The sequence below is a fragment of the Glaciecola sp. HTCC2999 genome (genome assembly GCF_000155775.1).
In the GTDB taxonomy this organism is placed as follows: domain Bacteria; phylum Pseudomonadota; class Gammaproteobacteria; order Enterobacterales; family Alteromonadaceae; genus Opacimonas.
In genome coordinates this window covers 95713-113280 of the sequence record NZ_DS989813.1, presented here as the reverse complement: position 1 = coordinate 113280, position 17568 = coordinate 95713, and the positions used below count along the sequence as shown (strand labels likewise).

The window sequence follows — 17568 nt, the reverse complement described above, 5'->3', positions numbered from 1 at the left end:
GTTCAATAGTAGACGGTATGCTTATTCGACTTGCGCTAAATTACCTTTGCTTTCTAGCCATACTTTGCGATCGCCAGAGCGTTTCTTCGCAAGTAGCATATCCATCAATTCAAGCATTTGCTCAGCATCACCGACTGTCAGCTGGACTAAACGACGCGTATTAGGATCCATTGTTGTTTCACGCAGTTGTAGTGGGTTCATTTCCCCTAACCCTTTAAAGCGTTGTACGTTTACTTTTCCGCGTTTATTCTCTGCTTCAATACGATCCAAAATACCCTGCTTTTCACTTTCGTCCAGCGCATAATAAACCTCTTTACCAATATCAATACGAAACAGTGGTGGCATAGCCACATACACATGTCCCTGCTCTACCAAGGTACGGAAGTGCTTCACGAATAACGCACACAACAAGGTAGCAATGTGCAAACCATCGGAATCGGCATCCGCTAAGATACATATTTTACCGTAGCGTAAGCCAGATAAATCTTCACTATCAGGATCAATACCTAGCGCCACTGAGATATCATGAATTTCTTGTGACGCGAGCACTTGAGAAGAATCAACTTCCCATGAATTAAGAATCTTTCCACGCAGTGGCATTATCGCTTGAATTTCACGATCTCGAGCTTGTTTCGCGGAACCACCAGCAGAATCCCCCTCAACCAAAAACAACTCCGAACGGCTATTATCTTGAGAAGAACAATCGGTCAGTTTACCGGGTAGCGCAGGTCCTTGAGTGACTTTCTTACGCGCCACTTTTTTGGTCTGTCGTAAGCGTTTTTGCGCATTATTAATACACATCTCAGCCAATAATTCAGCAATATCAGTATGTTGATTTAGCCATAAACTAAACGCATCTTTAACAATACCTGATACAAACGCAGCCGCTTGACGAGAGGATAAGCGCTCTTTAGTTTGTCCAGCAAATTGAGGATCTTGCATTTTGGTCGAGAGAATATAACTACAACGATCCCAAATATCATCAGGGCTAAGTTTCACACCACGCGGTAACAGATTTCTAAACTCACAAAACTCACGCATGGATTCTAACAGTCCTTGACGCAAGCCGTTTACGTGTGTACCACCTTGCGCTGTAGGGATGAGGTTCACATAAGACTCGGTGACCATATCGCCACCTTCCGGTAGCCACATCACCGCCCAATCAGCGGCTTCATGATTACCTGAATATGCACCTACAAACGGCTCATCTGTAGGTAACGTTTCAAATTCTTTGACGGAATCATAGAGATAATCACGCAAACCATCTTCGTAATACCATTCTGTCGTTTCTTTGCTAATTTTATTATCAAAGCGAATGCGTAATCCTGGACATAACACCGCTTTGGCGCGTAACACATGCAGTAACTGGCGTACTGAGAAATTGCCCGAATCAAAATAACTCGCATCAGGCCAGAAATGGACGCTAGTGCCAGTATTACGTTTTCCACACGTATCAATCACGGCAAGCTCCGAAATCTTATCGCCATTGGCAAACACAATTTGATGGACTTGGGCATCGCGACGAATAGTCACTTCAACACGCTTGGACAAGGCATTAACCACGGAGATACCAACACCGTGTAACCCACCAGAAAACTCATAATTTTTATTAGAAAATTTACCACCGGCATGGAGTTTGGTCATGATCAATTCTACGCCAGAGATCTTCTCTTCTGGGTGAATATCCACCGGCATACCACGACCATCATCAATCACTTCTAATGATTGGTCATCATGTAAAATGACTTTAATTGAAGATGCATGACCTGCCAGGGCTTCATCAACTGAGTTATCGATGACTTCTTGGCTTAAATGGTTCGGTCGTGTGGTGTCGGTATACATCCCTGGGCGACGTTTAACAGGATCCAACCCGTTAAGGACTTCAATGGCATCTGAATTATATTGTTCTGACATGAATACTTGCGCCTTGGTGGTGTTACTCAAGTGCCCGCATCATTAACTTGGCTGGCTCAGGTAACGTATTTATTATCATTTGATATTACCAAGTACGGTGCTATTGAGCAAACCTTTCACATGCCAGAAACGCACAAATATTAGGTAGCGCATTCGAAAATCCTTGAAAGCTGTGATCGCCTCCTTGGGTGATCCGCAAATCACTGTCAGCATAGAGTGTTTCAGCCAGACGATAATCGAGCACTTCATCTTCGGTTTCTAACCATACTTGATATTGGTCAGTGCGCTGAATTGTAGGCATATATAACGCTTTTATCGCATGGACATCGGTATCCGATAACGTAAATGCTTGTTTTGTGTAAGGATTAATATGTTCACCTAAATAGTTGGGGAACAAGATATGTGGTGCCACCGCAGGATTAATTAACACGCCTTTAGGTTTGTAATTCGGCGCGCTGATATTTTCTAATAAGTGAGTCGTTAAAAACCCGCCCATTGAACTACCTATCACACCCAGAAAACGCTCACCGTAAGCATTTTGTAGTGCACTGAAGCGCTGTGATGCTTGCTCAACCGCTTCGCTAGGCACGCCAGATAATTGCGGAGAATGCATTTGTACATGCGGAAAATGTTGAGCTAAATAGGTACGCATTTGTTGTGCTTTAGCAGACATGGGTGAGCTTAAGAAACCATGTAAATATAGTATGTGCGCTTGTGGTGCAAAACTCATGAGTTATGTGCCGTCATTTTATTTTGATACGCAATACAAAATTGTAACCACTCAGATAAGAACACATTCACCATAAACTTTTCATTTTTCTGGTGCATATGTAAGTTGGGATATTCGTAACTAGCCTTTAAATTACCCACATGTTGACAGCTGATCACCTCAGCTGACTTAGCATCATGGTATAACCGTACTGTCATTGCAGGTTTCAAAAAATTCGGTAACGATTCAGCAATCTGCTTAACGTCGACTGTCGTGGTATAACGGGCACAATCGGTGATCTCAATGGAGTAACTGAGTAACTCTTCGACACAAAAATGATAGGTCATGTCTTGGGTATCACAATCAGGTAATAAGCGCATAAACCGCGCATAATTGTGATCGCCTAAAGCTAACAAGCTTGGTAAATGGGGGACATATTTTTTCTTGTGTATCGTATGATCGTTCACGGTTTATTGCCAACTATCTAAAATCTGTTGTTTGTGTAAAAAGAAATACTGCAACGCAATAATAGCAGCTGCGTTGTCAATGCGTCCGTTGGCTAACCATGCTTTTGCTTGTTTTTCAGCAACGCGGTGCACTAGTATATCTTCTGATTCATGCTCAACCCCATGAATGCCTTGTGCTTTAGTTGCATCAGTATGTGCAATATAGATGTGTAACCGTTCGGTGGTGCCACCTGGACTAGACAAATAACTGCATGCTTTAGTTAAATGTTGCAACTCGATACCGGCTTCTTCTTGAGCCTCTTTATGACATACATCCTCAGGGGTGTAACCGTCATCTATCATACCGGCTATCACCTCAATCAACCAAGGTGAATCTGATGTTGCCATCGCACCCAAGCGAAACTGTTCTATTAATACAAACTCTTGGGTATTCGGATCATAAGGTAATAACGCCACCGCATGACCGCGCTCAAACATTTCTCGCGTCACCTCACCAGACCAACCGCCAGCAAACAGTTTATGTTTGAGTTTATATTGCACCATTTTAAAGAAACCGTCGTATAATGGTGTGGTGGTCACCACTTCCACGTCTTGGTTGTTAAACTGTGGTTTGATTGACATAGTTTTCCTAGAGAAATTACATTCTGTTACACATAACCGCTACTCGTTACGTGATAACTATTTATGTATGCGGTTGAATTTCTTACACTCTACTATATTTGATTCATTTTAACTGATTGAAAGGCAGCAATATGAAAAAAACACTGTTAAGTGTCATCATAAGCATAGGATTTACCGGTTCGCTTTATGCGCAAGATCTTACCACGATTTACCAACAAGCCCTTGATAAAGATCCTGTAGTTAACCGCGCAAAAGCCTTGCGTGATGTATCACTTGAGGGCGTGACCTTAGCACGCGCGCCATTATTACCTCAAGTTTCCGGCTCAATTGGTTATTCTATGTCGGACACGAATGATGTCGATACTGATACCCTTAATTACCGCGTCGGTTTATCGATGTCACTTTATGACCACGCCAAGTGGGTTGGTATGGACCGTGCAGAGAAAGTTGCACAACAAGCCGAAGCTTCTTATTCCGCCACCCTACAAGATCTTATCGTCCGTGTCGTCGATGCCTATTTGAATATTTTACGTGCCAAAGATAATGTTGAATTTGTGCAAGCAGAAAAACGAGCTATCGAACGTCAGTTAGAACAAACTAAACAACGCTTTGAAGTGGGTTTGATCGCGATTACTGATGTCCATGAAGCGCAAGCAAACTTTGATACAACCATTGCCCAAGAAATCCGTGCGCAAAACACATTAGAGCTTCGTAAAGAACAACTGCGTGAAATTACTGGTTTGTATTACCAAGAAGTAAACGTCTTAAATACAGAGACATTTGCCGCTCAAGCTCCTGCCCCACAGAATGTAGAAGAGTGGCTAGACTTAGCACAGATGAATAACCTAGATTTACAAGCCCAGCAGTTTGCCGTGGATATTGCTAAAGATGATATCAGTGCCAATCAAGCGAGTCATTTACCCACGTTAGGTTTATCCGGTTCTATGTCACGTTCTGATTTTGATACTAATGGTATTGACAGTGATTCAGATTCGAGCAGCTTAGGTATTACTCTCAATGTGCCTATTTATTCGGGTGGTGCAACATCAGCACGAACTGAACAATCTCGCTCACGATTTGTCGCAGAAAGTGAAACACTAGAACAAATCTACCGCGGCACGGTAAGAAGTGTCCGTAACTCATTCAACAATATTGGTGCCAACATCTCTACCATTAACGCATTTGAACAAGCTGTAGTTTCTGCTGAATCAGCATTACGCGCTACTGAAGAAGGCTTTGATGTAGGTATTCGCACGATTGTCGATGTCCTGAACTCAACACGAAACCTGTTCAATGCGCGTAAAAATCTGGCTAATGCACGCTATGATTTTATTACTGCAGTCATTAATCTTAAGCGGGCTGCTGGGACACTGACAGTGGCAGATATTGAAGCGCTAAATAAAGGGTTAAAACCCGCACAATGATTAATGCGTAGATATTGTAAGAAGAGCTCATGGCGCGTAAATGTCATTGAGCTCTTTTTTTATGAATGATGTCGACTCACATTGGGTACTAGTACGAAAATAGCCCCACACATAACTAATTAGGTTTTAGTTTCCCGACGATTAGCCACAATTAGCGCCTTAATCTCTGCTATTTCACTTTGCAGCTCATCAATTTGGGCGTGAAGCTCTGCATTGACTTCTCGATTAGAGATATCTTGTTTTTCAGGGTCAGCGGCTAGTTCTCTTTCGCGTGCCTCACGCTGTTCTTGCTCCATGACGTTAATGACGATCCCGATGACCATGTTTAAAAACGCAAATGCCGTCAAGAATATAAAGGTCATGTAATAAATCCAAGAGAACCCATAAACTGCTTGTGTCTCATACATCACGTCGGTCCAATCTTCAAATGTCATGACCCTAAATAAAGTCAGCATTGAAATCGCAATATTCCCCCACAACACTTCATTTATTGGTGCAAATAAATAACTGCCTATTGCAGCGTAAATATAGAAAATGATAAACATTAACAACACGACATAACCCATCTGCGGCATCGCTTTGAGTAATGAATTAATCAGCACTCGCAGTTCAGGGATTATCGATATCATTCGTAAGACACGGAACACTCGAATTAAACGGGCGAGTAATGCCATTTCCGATTCGTTGATCGGGATCAAACTAATCACCACAACGAGTGTGTCAAAAATATTCCAACCCGATTTGAAGAAGTCTTTTTTGCGAGGTTCTGCTATAAATCGAATCAGGATCTCAAAGAGGAAAAAGATCGTAATGGCCCGGTCCATAATCTTGGTGACGAATACCGCAGAATCCGAAAGTGGGAATGTTTTCGCACCTATCTCAAGTGCTGAGATAATAATAACGGTAATGACAACAATTTCAAAAACACGATTATGACGTAAGCGTGATAGTGCAGAGACAATATTAGAGTACATATTTATTGATTAAAAAAGACCAAATTCTGAAATGTATTGTACATGCATTCTTCCATTCTGCACACGATAAGCGACACCTTTAGGGCGAGTTAAAACATACATGATGAATGACTCTCAGAATAGGTCATTTGATTATCCAAACTTATATTTTCTTTTGCCAAAACTCAGCGACACCTGCACCAGGCGCTAATTCATAAGGTACAAATCCCATATCCGTATAGGCTTTGCGAGCAGGTGCATTATTTTGTAATACTTCTAACGTGACTTTACAAGCACCTCGAGACTGAGCCACTTGTTCGACTTCTGCTAATAGGGCTTTACCAATACCTTGATAGCGGTGACTGTCTATCACAACTAAGTCATGTACGTTGACCAATTCACGCGCTGCAAACGTTGAAAACCCCACAAAGCAATTTGCTAAACCTATCGGGACGTCAGCATCCCATGCAATGATACTAAACGCGTCATCGCGCTCTGCTAACAGTTCAGGGAGTGCATATAGGATCGCATCTGCAATAGGGGTATTGCCCCCCATAGGATCGGTCGCATATGCATTCATTAGCAAACACAATGCATTAGCATCCGTCTTGGTTGAAAAATCAGCTTGTCTGTAGGTAATCATTGGATAATTCCTATGTTGTAATGAGTAACTTGACGCTAACTGTACCATCATAAATATGTGTACATCAGCAAACTTCTACCAATATGAATTACACTACCATATTGAAGCTCAAGCAGTAGGCACAAATAGGACACAATATTGATGGTGAAATAAGCCTATGCATATTTTATTTCATTCAAAGCCACCTTTGATGGTTAAATTTTGAACAATTTATCTCTGACTGTGGGTTGGAACATGATGTCAGTAAATCATTTAAATAGCCCGAATCGATATTATCGTTGTGACATTTACATATTATATCATTGTACATTTTACATACATCTATCATCAGATTAACAGCGAGTCTGTGATATACATTTAACATGCCCATAACAAATTACATGACATAAAAGATAGGTGTAATTTAGCCAGTCACACCATGAATAAAATGCTATTCATCCATCACTCCCAAGAAATATCATAAGTTAAATGGTATAAACGGACATTTACCCTTATAATTGGGTTTTAAGTAATATCTTCATCACTTTAATAGGTCATACTGACTCAACAAAGTGCTCTACATCAGGATCCTCCATGACCGATACTGTCAATATGACATTTAAAGACCTCAATCTACCCTCTGAAATTTTACAAGCACTAGAAAAAGTAGGTTACGAAACTCCCTCTCCCATTCAAGCTGAGAGTATACCATTGCTTTTAGAAGGGCATGATTTATTAGGCCAAGCTCAAACCGGTACAGGCAAAACTGCAGCATTCGCATTACCAATGCTAGCAAACATTGATGTAGAGGAAAGTTTCCCGCAGTTATTGGTGTTAGCACCAACGCGTGAATTAGCGATTCAAGTCGCTGAAGCATTCCAAGTATATGCAAGCTTTTCGAAAAAGATTCGTGTTTTACCTATCTACGGTGGTCAGTCATATGACAACCAAATTCGTCAACTAAAACGTGGCGTTCAAGTAGTAGTCGGAACTCCAGGACGTGTGATTGATCACATCCAACGTAAAACATTAAAGCTTGATCGTTTGAAGTTCTTAGTGCTTGATGAAGCCGACGAAATGTTACGTATGGGTTTTATCGATGATGTTGAACTAATTTTGTCGCATTCTCCTAAAGAAAAGCAAACGGCTTTGTTCTCGGCAACAATGCCAGGACCAATCAAAAAAATTACTGAGCGTTATTTACATGAGCCAAAACATGTAAAAATTGCATCAAAAGTATCGACGGCTTCCACGATTCGTCAACGTTACTGCCAAGTTGCCGGCCATCATAAATTAGAAGCTTTAACACGAATTTTAGAAGTCGAACAATTCGACGGTGTGATCGTTTTCGTACGTACAAAAACGGCGACGCTTGAATTAGCCGATAAGTTATCTGCACGCGGTTATGACGTAGAGCCATTAAATGGTGATATTCCACAAAAATCTCGTGAACGTACTGTTGAGCGCCTTAAATCTGGTAGCATCGATATCCTCATTGCGACCGACGTTGTTGCACGTGGTCTTGATGTTGAACGTGTTTCGCACGTCATTAACTTTGATATTCCTTACGATACTGAATCCTATGTACACCGCATTGGTCGTACTGGTCGTGCTGGCCGTCAGGGTGATGCAATCTTATTTATTTCACATCGCGAAAAACGTTTGTTATTCCAAATTGAAAAAACCACCAAACAATCAATTGAGCAGATGCCTATTCCAAGCATCTCAGAAATGAATGAATCACGTTTAGTGCGTTTTAAAGAGTCAGTGGTTGAAGCAATTGAAGATGACTCAATTCAATCTTTGATCCCTATTATTGAAATGATTAAAGCAGAAACAGAAGCTGATCCTGAAGTATTAATGGCTGCCCTAGCAAAAATTGCTCAAGGTGATGAACCATTATTACTCAAAGAAGGAGACCGACCTGATCTCAATGCGAAACCTGAGCGTCGTGAACGTAGCGAGCGTGACTTTGGTGGACGTGAGCGTGGTGGACGTGATCGTGGACGCGGTGGTGAAAGAGGCGACCGTGGTGGTCGTGGTGGTGAACGCGGAGAACGTCGTCCTCGTGAACGCACAACTCCAGATGCAGGGATGAAGCGCTTCCGAATTGATGTTGGACATGTACATCATGTTAAGCCAGGTAATATTGTAGGTGCGATTGCGAACGAAGCTGATATCAGCTCTAAGAATATCGGCGCGATTGAAATTTATGACACCTATTCAACAGTCGATTTACCCGCAGGTATGCCAGCAGAAACGCGTGAACAACTTCAAGGGACTCGTGTTGCAGGACAACGCTTGAGTCTTCGAGAATGGTCTGATAAGCCACCTGCACGTGGCAATCGTGAAGGCGGTAAAGGCAGAGATGGCGGTCGTGGTGATGATCGCGGTGCAAATCGTGCTAAACCTAACTTTGCTAAAAAAGAACACCGTAAGGGACCTAAAAAACCACAAGAGTAATCTTGTGGTGTTCATCTAAGTATTCGAGCGCAACACACAGGACTTGCGATAATGCAATATTTCCCAGTATTTATTGATGCAGAACATTTATCTGTACTTATTGTCGGTGCTGGGGAAGTAGGCGCTCGAAAACTTGAACTAATATTAAAAACTCCTGCAAAGGTCACTATTGTCTCTCCTTGGGTCAGTGATACAGTGAAACAACTCGTTGCTCAGCACTCACTCACCTTGCATGAACGTAAATTTGAAGATGCCGACATTTTTACACATAACATGGTCTTTGTAGCCACCGACGATCCTCAAGTAAACCAACATATTCATGATCATGCGACGGCACATAATATTCTTGTGAATGTCGTGGACAACACTCCGCTGTGTAAATTTATTACGCCATCGATTGTTGACCGCTCACCGATCATTATTGCGATGTCTAGTGGTGGGGTTGCACCGGTATTATTACGCTATTTACGACAAAAACTGGAAAGTGTGATTCCCGCGCAAGTTCAACGCTTAGGCCGGTTTTCAGAGAAATTCCGCAGCGAGGTGAAATCACGTTTAGGTAGTGTGACCGAACGCCGTTATTTTTGGGAATCCGTATTAGATGGAGATATTGCTGAGACCGTGATGCAAGGCAATGAAGCTAAAGCAGATATGGACTTTGCTAATGCATTAGATGATTTTACCCAACAAGACAACACTCAAGGTGAGGTTTACTTAGTCGGTGCTGGACCTGGTGATCCTGATTTACTCACATTTCGTGCACTGCGTTTGATGCAAAAAGCGGATATTGTTGTGTATGACAGGCTCGTATCTCCAGCGATTGTCGAACTCGTGCGACGTGATGCAGAAAAAATTTATGTGGGTAAAGCTAAATCAAAGCATACCATCCCTCAAGATGAAATTAATCAGCTGCTTGTAGATAAAGCGCTTGAGGGCAATAGGGTCGTCCGACTTAAAGGCGGAGACCCATTCATCTTTGGACGCGGTGGTGAAGAATTAGAAACACTTGTAGATAAAGGGATCAGTTTTCAAGTGGTCCCTGCGGTGACCGCTGCAAGTGGCGCAGCCTCTTACGCTGGCATACCTCTAACACACCGTGACCACGCTCAATCTGTTGTCTTTGCGACGGGCCATTTACGTGACGATACCATTAATCTAGATTGGCCTGCGTTAGTGCAGAAAAATCAAACTACGGTCTTTTACATGGGCATGACAGGTTTAGGGATTATATGCCGTGAACTGATAGCACATGGTATGTCTCCAAATATGCCGATTGCGATTGTTGCATCTGCGACATTACCTCATCAAAGAGTTGTCATTGGTACATTAACGACTATTGAAGAATTAGTAAAAACAGCAGAAATTAAACCGCCAGCATTGATCATCGTCGGTACCGTGGTCTCTTTACATGACGATTTACATTGGTTTAAGCCACAACTAGATTAATCTTCAAGAACATCAGCAGCATCCAATCTCCATTATATATGTTGTGTCGCCTTTTGATTATATTGGGCTTCGTCCTGCATAGTGCTATGATGGTGTTATCATTTTACGAATTTTACTCAAATGAATTCAGACACGACACTGCGCAGCGCCTTATCCACATATAAAGATAAACGACTCCTCTCTATTTTCTGCCTCGGTATGGCCAGTGGTTTTCCCTGGGTATTGATTGGATCAGCATTAACAGCTTGGCTCAAGGAAGAAGGTTTATCCCGCAGCGCCATCGGTCTATTTGGGGTAATCTTCGTCGCTTATTCTATTAACTTTTTATGGTCACCTCTATTAGACCGCGTACAGCTGCTAAAAATGGGACAACGGCGAAGCTGGATCTTAGTCACTCAACTTTGCATTATCAGCTTATGTCTTGCTATGGGCTTTGTGAGTATGCCTAATCAAATTTATTGGGTTGCTGTTATTGGTTTAGGTATTGCCATAGCTTCAGCAACACAAGATATTGCGATTGATGCGTTTCGTGTTGACACCATTATGCAACATGAAAAGGCAGCTCTTTCAGGTGCTTCTGCCATGGCGACAGCGGGTTGGTGGACAGGCTACGGTGGACTCGGTGCTATTCCGTTTTTCTTGGTGGATTTACCCGGATTTACTTGGCAAACCTTATACTTTGCCATGGCAGGGATCATGGTCTTACTTACCACTACGGTATTTTGGGTCCAAGAGCCTGTAACCCACCGACAATCATTCCAAGCCGATGCAAGTGCTCACTATGCTTCCAGTTTATCCCTCGATACTCAAAAATTATCACATCGAATAGTAAGTTGGCTTGCTGTGTCGTTGATCGAACCTTTTCGTGAATTTTTCCAACGCAACGGCCTCAAGCTTGCATTATCCATTTTACTCTTTATTTTCTTATTCAAAATTGGCGAGGCTTTCTTAGGGCGTATGTCGATTGTATTTTATAAAGAGATCGGGTTTTCTAATGCCCAAATCGGTACTTATTCAAAATTACTCAATTGGTGGGTGACTATTATCTTCGCCGTTATCGGTGGTATGGTGAATATGCGTTATGGCATCTATCGTGGATTAATGGTGGGTGGTATTGCAATGGCATCGAGTAATATTATGTTTTCTTTGATGGCGTTAGCTGGACCAAATACTGCATTGTTTGCTGCCACTGTCTTTGTAGATGGGTTTACCGCAGCGTGGAGTTCAGTGGCTTTAGTTGCCTTTATATCATTGCTATGTAACCAGGCTTTTAGTGCTTCACAATACGCGCTGATGGCTTCTCTAGGCGTCTTTGGCCGTACCTTGTTAGCGTCTAGTAGTGGTGTTATCGTCGATGGTTTACATGGGAATTGGGCGTTGTTCTTTTTATTGACTGCGATTATGGTCATCCCTAGCTTGCTGTTTTTACGAATGATTCGTGACCCTATTATGCAGATGGAAGCGCGTCAGTAATCACTGACGCCCACTTTACTCAATCAACTAAAGAGAGATAGGAGATCATAGCGACTTATCATCGTTTAGATAAGTATTAGCATTATACCGCAAATGGATATTTAATCGGCTCGTGACACTCATATCCTTCCACTTTAAAGTCATCAGTGGTCACCCAAGTTTCAATATCCGCTAATGTTTTTATCTTGGGGTTAATCGTCAGTTTAGGTGCAGGGAACGGTTCACGTTTCAACTGCACATCACGCATCAACTCTAATTGATCTTCATAAATGTGCGCATTTACAATCTTATGATATGCCTTACCAGGTTTATGACCTGTAATCTGAGCCATAAGCGCTAGTAATACAAATACCTGCACCTGATTAAAATTAATCCCTAGAGGGATATCAGCACTGCGTTGGAAACTGTTTAAATATAGCTTCCCACCTAGCAAAGAAAAATGGTGTGTATGCATACACGGACGTAAACACCCGTATTCAAATTCACCTGGATTATAAAATGTGAGGATCTCACCACGTGAATCTATCCCCTTAGATAAGTCATCCACGATACTCTTAAGCTGATCTATTTCACGACCATCAGGTGTCATCCAGCGACGACCTTGAACACCGTAAACTCGGCCCATATCGTCTTCACCTTTACGATGCGGATTATTTAACCATGCGCTATTTTCATTCGCATTCGCATTCCATGTGTTACAGCCAATCGCTCTAAAATCAGCGGCATTATCATAGCCACGTAGATACCCTAGTAACTCAGCAATCGCCGCTTTATAAAAGCTTTTACGCGTCGTCACAAGAGGAAATTCATTATCTGCAACATTGTACTCCAGATCAGCATTGATTAGCGTTAAGCAGCGTTTACCGGTTCTTTCATTGTAAACCCACTCACCTTCATCAATGATCCGTTGACATAAATCTTCATACTGTCGCATATATTAACCCCCTTGTTTACCGCTAGAATAAGCACGCACCATCACAAACACCCCAAGTAAAATCATCGGGATACTCAGCATTTGTCCTTGTGATAGGCCTAATGTATTGAGTCCTAAATGAGCATCTGGTTGACGGAAGTACTCGACAACAAAGCGCTGAATACCATAGCCAACTAAAAATAAGCCGCCCACCGAACCTACTGGTTTAGGACTGCGTGAAAAGAACCAAATTAATGAAAATAACACGACACCCTCTAATGCAAATTGATATAACTGCGAGGGGTGACGAGGTAGACTTTCAGGATCAGTCGATGCAAATATCACCGCCCATGGCACGTCTGTAGTGCGCCCCCACAGTTCGCCATTAATAAAGTTTCCTATACGCCCGGCACCTAGGCCTAAAGGTACCAATGGTGCTACAAAATCCCCCACCGTGAGAAATGATACCTGTTTTTTACGAGCAAATAAGTATATAGCGGTTATGACGCCAAGCAAACCGCCATGAAACGACATACCACCGGTCCAAATCTTGAAAAGATATAAAGGATCATTTAAAAAATATTCAAATTGATAGAAGAACACATAACCCAAACGCCCACCTAAAATGACGCCTAAAAAGCCCCAAAATAATAAATCACTTAAGTCTTCCTCACTCCAGCTTGTTCTTGCTAATCTGGCCTTCGCAATCAAATAAGCGGCAACAAATGCGACCAAATACATCAGCCCATACCAACGCACCGCTAATGGACCAACTGAAAAAATAACCGGATCAATATTTGTAAACACCCAATACTGGGCTTCAGAAATAGACTGCATGTATTATAAGATCCCTATTAACATTCGAATACTTACTAAGACTAGGAATATCGCAAAAATTCGTTTTAACTTTTGAGTATCCATCGTTTGACCCATTTTAGCACCAATTGGTGCAGTAAACACTGAGCTTAATACGATCCCTACCGTAGCAGGTAGATAAACGTACCCCATAGAATATGGAGGTAAATCAGGTAACGACCAACCTGCTATGACAAAGCTAGCCGTACCAAATAGCGCTATGATTAATCCACTGACCGATGCACAACCAATCGCTCTTCGCATATCAATCTGAAAAAACATCATCGCTGGCACTAGTATTGCGCCGCCGCCAATGCCCATCATCGCTGAAATGAATCCAGTTTTGAGTCCTATGAACGATAACAAAGGACGGTTTACACTAAATCTCGATGCGGTTTTCTTCCCAAATATCATATATAAAGCGACGAGTATCACCAATACCGCAAATATACCTTTGAGTAGTTGACCATCAATACTAGTTGCAAATAACCCACCAGCAACCGCCCCAACAGCAATCCCTAACCCGGTGAAGAAAATTGTCTTGAACTCTAAATTACCCAATTGATAGTGAGCGCGTGATGAAGATAGACCGGTTAAGATAATAGTAGAAAGTGATGTGGCAATCGCAATAGTTATTGCATCAAACGGAGTAATACCTAAAAAATAACTTAACAGATACGTCAGTGCCGGCACAACAATTAGACCACCACCAATGCCTAATAAACCAGCACTTAAACCCACCACTGATCCCAACATAATACAAATCAAAAATATACTGACTTCTGGAGCTAACATATAACGAACATACCTCGTTTAAGCACCTGCACGAACCAAACCACCCAGTCCATGCGTTTCAAGAAAGGTGTCGACGTAGGTCTTCACTTCATTGGGATTATCCAACATCATGACATCTGCTAATAATTGTTGGGAATGTTTAAGCTCAATACTGCGTATTACCCAATTAATTTTACGAATATTATGAGCGTTCATACTCAGTTTTTCATAACCCATTGCCATCAACAGTACTGCACCCGCTGGGTCACCAGCGAGCTCACCACAAACCGTGATAGGTCTATTTAATTGATACGCTTGTGTGACAATCTCCTGTAAAACCGCAAGGACAGACGGATGAAAACTATTATACAAGGAAGATACTCGTGGATTATTTCGGTCAACCGCCAATAAATATTGGGTTAAATCGTTACTCCCTACAGAGAAAAAATCTACATGCTCGGCAAATTTAGGAAGCTGATATACGACTGCAGGTACTTCCAACATGATCCCTAATTTTGGCATCATCATAGAGTGTGGATCGTTAGATTCTTCTTTCACTTCAAAGAAGGCCTGTTGTAATAGGCGTTTGGCCTCTTTAACCTCAGAAATTGTCGTGATCATCGGCAACATTATTTGCAGGTTAGTGTAATCTTCACTGGCACGGATCATCGCCCGAGCTTGGACCAAAAATATCTCAGGCTGATCCAGTGTAATACGGATCCCACGCCAGCCTAAAAAAGGGTTATCTTCCACAATAGGCAAATAAGATAAAGGTTTATCACCGCCTACATCTAACGTACGCATAGTAATATCTTTATCAGGACTTGCCTGTAAAATACTACGATAGAGTTCATATTGGGCTTGCTCCGGCGGAAAATGGTCACTTTGCATAAACGGAATTTCAGTTCTAAATAACCCTACGCCTTTGATATTGGTATTATCTGCAAGTTCTTGTTTCACAACTAACCCAGTATTAACATATAGATGCATGTCATGATGATCTAAGGTAATCGAAGGCTCATTACTCAAAGCGTCAATGCGGTCATTAAGGTTTTGTTCTTCTGCAATGAGTTGTTTAAATTCGCGCGCTTGTTGAGGTTCAGGGCTAATCGTAATTGCCCCTGAATAACCATCAATTAGTAATGTTTTTTGATCTAATAAGGACGGCAATATTGAGGCGATCCCCATGATCGCGGGAATACCTAACGCGCGGGCGAGGATCGCAGCATGAGAGTTTTGCGAGCCGTTAATTGAGATGACACCTTGAAGCATATCACTGGGACACTCTGCTAACATCGATGCCGTAATTTCATCCGCGACGAGAATAAACGGCTTGTCAGGAAACTGTCGTGGTTTTTTTGTCGGATTTAAAATATACCCTAAAATACGATTAGATAAATCGATAATATCAACTGCACGTTCTTGCATATAAGGATCTTGCATCGCTTTAAAGCGAGCCGCATAATCCTCGACCACTAGCTTTAAACTTGTCGCTGCATTCCACCCATCTTTGATTCGTTTTTCAACCTCACGACCTAAACTATTTGCATCCAGAAGCTGGTCATACATAGTAAAAATGGCTTTAATATCATCCGGTAATGACTCATCTAACCCTAATGATAACGCCTTCACCTCTGCGCGTGTTATCTCGACCGCATCCCGATAAGCGATGATCTCATATGCTTCGTTTTGATGTCGTCGATTCACTAAAGTACTCAACAACACTTGTTGATTCCAAGTCACCCCGATGCCCATAGCCAGCCCACTTGCACCTGGGACACCATTAACCATTTGCGGCCCCGAGGGTTGCGCCATACTTTCAGATTGAATCAGCTCTCCAAGCATATTTGCATTGGCAATTTCTAACGCGATTTGTGTTGCTAACGTGACCAAAAATGCTTCTTCATCTGGCGAGAAACGGCGCATCTGCGTCTGTTGTATGGTCATGACACCGAGTACTTTACGCTGATAAATAATAGGTGTGCCCAAAAAAGCGTTATAGTTTTCTTCTTTGACTTCGGGATAGTGTTTAAAATGAGGATGTTGATGGACGTTTTCTATATTCAGCGGCTCTTCTCGCTGTCCTACTAAACCAATAACACCTTCATAAAATCCAATACGAACTTTACCAACTGCGCCTTGATCAAGACCGTTAGTCGCAGCCAAAATCAATTGTTGCTTGTCATAATTAGCCAAATAGATAGAGCATGAATCTACTTCCATTGCCTTTTTGACTAACGTCACTAACCGATTCAAAGCGGCATCCAGCTCAGGTGTACGGCTAACTTCTTGTACAATTTGCTTTAAAGTGGTGAGCATCCTAATCCAATCTCCAAGTAATACGTCGATTATTATTGGTTCGGGTTTTTCCGTCTACGTGCTTTGTGACGCCGTGAATGTTTTTTATGGTCTGGTTTATTATTGGATTTTTGTTCCGGCTTTTGTTGTGATCTTAAGCCATTAAAGAGCATCGGCAGTAATTCTTTTAATGCTCGACGATAAACTTCACGCTTAAACGAGACGACATTGCGAATGGGATACCAATAACTGGTCCAACGCCAATCATCAAACTCTGGATGAGAAGAATGCAGTACATCCACATCTTTATCATCACATGTTAGACGTAATAAAAACCATTTCTGTTTTTGTCCAATACACACAGGATGTGTGCCTGAACGGATCAAGCGTTTGGGTAAGCGGTAGCGGATCCAATTACGGGTCACTCCCAATAATTCGACATCCGTAGGCTTAAGTCCTACTTCTTCATGCAATTCACGATACATTGCCTGCTCAGGGTTCTCGCCTTGATCAATTCCCCCTTGTGGAAATTGCCACGAATGTTGGCCGTAACGACGCGCCCAAAACACCTGCCCCTGTTTATTGCAGATAATAATACCGACATTGGCACGGAATCCTTCAGCATCAATCACTTGG

General features: G+C 42.1%; 15 protein-coding genes. 4 read left to right on the top strand and 11 right to left on the bottom strand.

Annotation, left to right across the window (positions count from 1 at the left end):
- Positions 1 to 21: 21 nt before the first annotated feature.
- The 4 genes from parE to nudF form a co-directional block, all read right to left on the bottom strand.
- Positions 22 to 1914 carry a DNA topoisomerase IV subunit B gene (parE, locus tag G2999_RS09010; protein ID WP_010180891.1) on the bottom strand — a complete coding sequence of 631 codons (1893 nt, stop codon included), beginning with the start codon at positions 1912 to 1914 and terminating at the stop codon, positions 22 to 24.
- A 100-nt stretch (positions 1915 to 2014) separates the two neighbouring features.
- The gene (locus G2999_RS09005) at positions 2015 to 2644 is read right to left on the bottom strand and encodes a YqiA/YcfP family alpha/beta fold hydrolase (RefSeq protein ID WP_010180890.1); all 630 of its coding nucleotides are present in this window, start codon (positions 2642 to 2644) and stop codon (positions 2015 to 2017) included.
- Positions 2641 to 3090: a DUF1249 domain-containing protein gene (locus G2999_RS09000; RefSeq protein ID WP_010180889.1), complete on the bottom strand. Its 450-nt coding sequence runs from the start codon at positions 3088 to 3090 to the stop codon at positions 2641 to 2643. Before G2999_RS09000 ends, G2999_RS09005 begins: the two co-directional genes overlap by 4 nt.
- 3 nt (positions 3091 to 3093) lie before the next feature.
- Complete coding sequence (gene nudF / locus G2999_RS08995) at positions 3094 to 3711, bottom strand: ADP-ribose diphosphatase (RefSeq protein ID WP_010180888.1); 618 nt, start codon at positions 3709 to 3711, stop codon at positions 3094 to 3096.
- A 131-nt stretch (positions 3712 to 3842) separates the two neighbouring features.
- On the opposite strand from nudF, the gene tolC reads away from it, so the two are divergent.
- The gene (tolC, locus tag G2999_RS08990; RefSeq protein ID WP_010180887.1) at positions 3843 to 5135 is read left to right on the top strand and encodes an outer membrane channel protein TolC; all 1293 of its coding nucleotides are present in this window, start codon (positions 3843 to 3845) and stop codon (positions 5133 to 5135) included.
- A 119-nt stretch (positions 5136 to 5254) separates the two neighbouring features.
- On the opposite strand, the gene G2999_RS08985 is transcribed toward tolC, so the two are convergent.
- Together G2999_RS08985 and G2999_RS08980 are read right to left on the bottom strand one after the other, a co-directional pair.
- Positions 5255 to 6109 (bottom strand): ion transporter, encoded by an 855-nt coding sequence (locus G2999_RS08985; protein ID WP_010180886.1) that lies wholly within the window; start codon positions 6107 to 6109, stop codon positions 5255 to 5257.
- A 142-nt stretch (positions 6110 to 6251) separates the two neighbouring features.
- Complete coding sequence (locus G2999_RS08980) at positions 6252 to 6731, bottom strand: N-acetyltransferase (RefSeq protein ID WP_010180885.1); 480 nt, start codon at positions 6729 to 6731, stop codon at positions 6252 to 6254.
- A 573-nt stretch (positions 6732 to 7304) separates the two neighbouring features.
- Here G2999_RS08980 and G2999_RS08975 point away from each other — a divergent pair.
- The 3 genes from G2999_RS08975 to G2999_RS08965 all read left to right on the top strand — a co-directional run bounded on the left by G2999_RS08975 (position 7305) and on the right by G2999_RS08965 (position 12092).
- A complete protein-coding gene (locus G2999_RS08975) occupies positions 7305 to 9173 on the top strand; it encodes a DEAD/DEAH box helicase (protein ID WP_010180884.1) in 1869 nt (622 codons plus the stop codon).
- A 51-nt stretch (positions 9174 to 9224) separates the two neighbouring features.
- The gene (gene cysG, locus G2999_RS08970; RefSeq protein ID WP_010180883.1) at positions 9225 to 10619 is read left to right on the top strand and encodes a siroheme synthase CysG; all 1395 of its coding nucleotides are present in this window, start codon (positions 9225 to 9227) and stop codon (positions 10617 to 10619) included.
- Positions 10620 to 10739: 120 nt separating this feature from the next.
- Positions 10740 to 12092: an MFS transporter gene (locus tag G2999_RS08965; RefSeq protein WP_010180882.1), complete on the top strand. Its 1353-nt coding sequence runs from the start codon at positions 10740 to 10742 to the stop codon at positions 12090 to 12092.
- A gap of 82 nt (positions 12093 to 12174) precedes the next feature.
- On the opposite strand, the gene G2999_RS08960 is transcribed toward G2999_RS08965, so the two are convergent.
- From G2999_RS08960 to rppH, 5 genes are read right to left on the bottom strand one after another with little or no spacing between them, the layout of a single operon-like run.
- A complete protein-coding gene (locus G2999_RS08960) occupies positions 12175 to 13026 on the bottom strand; it encodes a thymidylate synthase (protein ID WP_010180881.1) in 852 nt (283 codons plus the stop codon).
- A gap of 3 nt (positions 13027 to 13029) precedes the next feature.
- Positions 13030 to 13842: a prolipoprotein diacylglyceryl transferase gene (lgt, locus tag G2999_RS08955; protein WP_010180879.1), complete on the bottom strand. Its 813-nt coding sequence runs from the start codon at positions 13840 to 13842 to the stop codon at positions 13030 to 13032.
- Positions 13843 to 13845: 3 nt separating this feature from the next.
- Positions 13846 to 14655 carry a sulfite exporter TauE/SafE family protein gene (locus G2999_RS08950; protein ID WP_010180877.1) on the bottom strand — a complete coding sequence of 270 codons (810 nt, stop codon included), beginning with the start codon at positions 14653 to 14655 and terminating at the stop codon, positions 13846 to 13848.
- An 18-nt stretch (positions 14656 to 14673) separates the two neighbouring features.
- Positions 14674 to 16953 carry a phosphoenolpyruvate--protein phosphotransferase gene (ptsP, locus tag G2999_RS08945; RefSeq protein WP_010180874.1) on the bottom strand — a complete coding sequence of 760 codons (2280 nt, stop codon included), beginning with the start codon at positions 16951 to 16953 and terminating at the stop codon, positions 14674 to 14676.
- A gap of 32 nt (positions 16954 to 16985) precedes the next feature.
- Positions 16986 to 17564: an RNA pyrophosphohydrolase gene (gene rppH / locus G2999_RS08940; RefSeq protein WP_010180873.1), complete on the bottom strand. Its 579-nt coding sequence runs from the start codon at positions 17562 to 17564 to the stop codon at positions 16986 to 16988.
- Positions 17565 to 17568: the final 4 nt, after the last annotated feature.

Coding starts and splice junctions, on each gene's coding strand:
- parE (WP_010180891.1), bottom strand. CDS start 1,914: ATGTCAGAACAATATAATTCAGATGCCATTGAAGTCCTTAACGGGTTG.
- G2999_RS09005 (WP_010180890.1), bottom strand. CDS start 2,644: ATGAGTTTTGCACCACAAGCGCACATACTATATTTACATGGTTTCTTA.
- nudF (WP_010180888.1), bottom strand. CDS start 3,711: ATGTCAATCAAACCACAGTTTAACAACCAAGACGTGGAAGTGGTGACC.
- tolC (WP_010180887.1), top strand. CDS start 3,843: ATGAAAAAAACACTGTTAAGTGTCATCATAAGCATAGGATTTACCGGT.
- G2999_RS08985 (WP_010180886.1), bottom strand. CDS start 6,109: ATGTACTCTAATATTGTCTCTGCACTATCACGCTTACGTCATAATCGT.
- G2999_RS08980 (WP_010180885.1), bottom strand. CDS start 6,731: ATGATTACCTACAGACAAGCTGATTTTTCAACCAAGACGGATGCTAAT.
- G2999_RS08975 (WP_010180884.1), top strand. CDS start 7,305: ATGACCGATACTGTCAATATGACATTTAAAGACCTCAATCTACCCTCT.
- cysG (WP_010180883.1), top strand. CDS start 9,225: ATGCAATATTTCCCAGTATTTATTGATGCAGAACATTTATCTGTACTT.
- G2999_RS08965 (WP_010180882.1), top strand. CDS start 10,740: ATGAATTCAGACACGACACTGCGCAGCGCCTTATCCACATATAAAGAT.
- G2999_RS08960 (WP_010180881.1), bottom strand. CDS start 13,026: ATGCGACAGTATGAAGATTTATGTCAACGGATCATTGATGAAGGTGAG.
- lgt (WP_010180879.1), bottom strand. CDS start 13,842: ATGCAGTCTATTTCTGAAGCCCAGTATTGGGTGTTTACAAATATTGAT.
- G2999_RS08950 (WP_010180877.1), bottom strand. CDS start 14,655: ATGTTAGCTCCAGAAGTCAGTATATTTTTGATTTGTATTATGTTGGGA.
- ptsP (WP_010180874.1), bottom strand. CDS start 16,953: ATGCTCACCACTTTAAAGCAAATTGTACAAGAAGTTAGCCGTACACCT.